The sequence below is a fragment of the Pseudomonas sp. SJZ074 genome, from assembly GCF_007828215.1.
Lineage (GTDB): Bacteria > Pseudomonadota > Gammaproteobacteria > Pseudomonadales > Pseudomonadaceae > Aquipseudomonas.
In genome coordinates this window covers 1-1268 of the sequence record NZ_VIUE01000067.1, presented here as the reverse complement: position 1 = coordinate 1268, position 1268 = coordinate 1, and the positions used below count along the sequence as shown (strand labels likewise).

General features: G+C 64.8%; 1 pseudogene. It reads left to right on the top strand.

The annotated features are described in order from the left end of the window. A pseudogene (locus FBX99_RS28775) lies at nucleotides 1-1268 on the top strand (hemagglutinin); the annotation flags it as partial.

Sequence of the window (1268 nt, the reverse complement as noted above, 5' to 3'; positions counted from 1 at the left end):
CTACTCAACGGCAATGCCGGCGCACTGGTCGGTAAGAAACAACTGACCGTCAGCGCAGCCAGCCTGGACAACGGCGGCGGCATTCTCTCCAGCGGCGGCGACCAGACCCTGACCGTCAGCAACGGTTTGCTCAACAACGCCCAAGGCGGCCTGATCGACAGCGGCAACGCCCTGGTTATCAGCGCCATGACCCTCGGCAACGCCGGCGGCACCGTCAACGCCCAGCATGCCCTGAACTTCACCGGCACCACTCTGGACAACACCGGCGGCCAACTGATCGGCAACGCTGCCGTGACCCTCGACCTGCTCGGCGCCCTCACCAACACCAACGGCAAGATCGCCAGCGTCGGCCCGCTGCGGGTCGAGCGTGCCACACAAATCACCAACCAGGGCGGCCAGATCGCCAGCCAGGGCCTGCTGACCTTGCTCACCGCCGGCCTGGACAACCGCAACCGCGGCACTGTCGCCGCCAACGACCAACTCGTCCTGACCAGCACCGGCACCGTGCAGAACGACGCCGATGGCCTGATCTACAGCCAGAACGGCGCCGTGCAGATCGACGCCGCCGGCCTCAGCAACGGCAAAGGCACCGTGCAGAGCCAGGGCGCCATGACCCTGACCGTCGCCAACGACCTCGACAACCAGAGCGGTCGCCTCCAGGCCAAGGCCGGCGACCTGATGGTCGTCGCTCGCAACCTGGACAACCGTGGCGGCGTGCTCGCCAGCCTGCAGGGGCTGCTGACCACCCAACTGAGCGGCGTGCTGAAAAACGGCTACGACCTGAACAACAACCGCCAGGGCGGCATCACCCAGGCCCAGCGCCTGAACCTGATCGCCTTGGGCGGCCTCGACAACTACGGCGGGCGCATCTCGGCCCAGACCGGCGACGCCAGCGTCACCACCCGCAACTTCGACAACCGCAACGGCGGCCTATATGCCAAGGGCAAGGTCAGCGTCACCGCCAACGATTTCGACAACAGCGGTGACAACGACGGTCAGATTGCCGGTAGCCAGATCGATCTGGATTTGACCGGGGCATTGAACAACCGGCTGGGCATCATCGAGAGTGACAGCACCCTGGCGATCAAGGCAGCGAGTCTGGATAACCAAACGGGGCAGTTGCGGGCGTTGGGTAGCAGTGGCAAGACCAACTTCCAGATCGGCGGGTTGTTCGACAACCGCAACGGTACTCTGGAAACCGCCAACACTGATCTGACGCTTGGTGCTGCCAGTTTCCTCAACACCGGTGGCAGCCTGCTGCACGTAGG